Source organism: Izhakiella australiensis, assembly GCF_002006995.1.
Lineage (GTDB): Bacteria > Pseudomonadota > Gammaproteobacteria > Enterobacterales > Enterobacteriaceae > Izhakiella > Izhakiella australiensis.
Genome location: NZ_MRUL01000061.1, coordinates 1 through 1,087, shown reverse-complemented (window position 1 = coordinate 1,087; position 1,087 = coordinate 1). Strand labels below are relative to the sequence as shown.

Below are 1,087 nucleotides of genomic sequence, written 5' to 3'. Positions count from 1 at the left end.
ACCACTTTGTGATTCATGACTGGGGTGAAGTCGTAACAAGGTAACCGTAGGGGAACCTGCGGTTGGATCACCTCCTTACCAGCTGATACTTTCCTTCGAAGTGCTCACACAGATTGTCTGATGAAATGCGAGAGCAAGCGCGTCTTGACGACGACACCGAGTGTCCCCTTCGTCTAGAGGCCCAGGACACCGCCCTTTCACGGCGGTAACAGGGGTTCGAATCCCCTAGGGGACGCCATTTGCGGTGATGAGTGAAAGGCGTCGCCAGAAAATATCGCAAAACTGACCTGCGGGTCACGTTTGCGATATTTGCTCTTTAACAATCCGGAACAAGCTGAAAATTGAAAAATCTTCAATAGCGCAAGTTATTGAGGGTTCTCTCAACTGACTTACATCCTGTGACAATGTCCGGGGCTGAGCGAACAGCTGAAATGCAAGGCGCACGGTGCGCAGCAGGCGGAGCATACTGAAGTATGTGAGCACGGCGAGCAACCGGGCAACGCGGCAGTTCAGTTGTGCAGCCAGCCGGGACGTTTCCGGGTTGTGAGGTTAAGCGAATAAGCGTACACGGTGGATGCCCTGGCAGTCAGAGGCGATGAAGGACGTGCTAATCTGCGAAAAGCGCCGGTAAGGTGATATGAACCGTTATAACCGGCGATGTCCGAATGGGGAAACCCGGTGCACTCAGTGCATCATCGTATGATGAATCCATAGTCATACGAGGCGAACCGGGGGAACTGAAACATCTAAGTACCCCGAGGAAAAGAAATCAACCGAGATTCCCCCAGTAGCGGCGAGCGAACGGGGAGCAGCCCAGAGCCTGAATCAGCGAGTGCATTAGTGGAAGCGTCTGGAAAGTCGCGCGACACAGGGTGAAAGCCCCGTACACAAAAGTGCACCCGCTGTGAGCTCGAAGAGTAGGGCGGGACACGTGGTATCCTGTCTGAACACGGGGGGACCATCCTCCAAGGCTAAATACTCCTGACTGACCGATAGTGAACCAGTACCGTGAGGGAAAGGCGAAAAGAACCCCGGCGAGGGGAGTGAAAAAGAACCTGAAACCGTGTACGTACAAGCAGTGGGAGCC

Annotated in this window: 1 tRNA gene and 2 rRNA genes; all 3 read left to right on the top strand. The window is 54.1% G+C overall.

The features are described 5' to 3' along the window. Positions 1–78 (top strand): 16S ribosomal RNA (locus tag BTJ39_RS24265); the annotation flags it as partial. 84 nt (positions 79–162) lie between these two features. Continuing rightward, positions 163–238, top strand: a tRNA-Glu gene (locus BTJ39_RS24260). 309 nt (positions 239–547) lie between these two features. Continuing rightward, positions 548–1,087: ribosomal RNA gene (locus BTJ39_RS24255) — 23S ribosomal RNA — on the top strand; the annotation flags it as partial.